Genomic DNA, 434 nt, shown 5'->3' with positions numbered 1-434 from the left:
TCGAAAGAAAAAGTGTTGTTTTTAGAACTGTTATTTGTTAGACTAAACATATGGATTTCCTTTGTTTCTAATGATTTTGTTGTGCTTATATCATAGAAGGAAATCCTTTTTTTGTCCAGTCATATGTCTCACCCAATGGGTGAAAATCAAAAACTTCTAGAAACCTTGATCTATCAGGGATTCTGGAAGTTTTTTTAGTTAGCTATGAATAATTCGGGATTATAGTCATTTAGTTTTTAAATAGTATGCTATTGCGTCAGTCAAATCGCCTGTCTTTCTAAGCAATTCTGTCACCCCTTTTTTCAAAATAGCCCAACTGTTCTCAATAGGATTCAGTTCAGGGGAATATGGTGGTAGAGGGAGAAAAAAATGACCATTACAAATAGAAAGTTCATCTAAAATCTTCTTAGGATGAAAACTTGCATTGTCCATGA

At 33.2% G+C, this 434-nt stretch carries 1 protein-coding gene; it reads right to left on the bottom strand.

Translation table 11 applies throughout. From position 1 onward, the window contains the following. Window positions 1-225: 225 nt before the first annotated feature. Window positions 226-434: transposase (locus tag E5983_RS09515; RefSeq protein ID WP_202056799.1), on the bottom strand; the 209-nt coding region annotated here is incomplete at its 5' end.

This window comes from Streptococcus danieliae, from assembly GCF_009767945.1.
Lineage (GTDB): Bacteria > Bacillota > Bacilli > Lactobacillales > Streptococcaceae > Streptococcus > Streptococcus danieliae.
The sequence above is the reverse complement of the archived record's forward strand: the minus strand, read 5'-3'. Positions and strand labels throughout refer to the sequence as shown.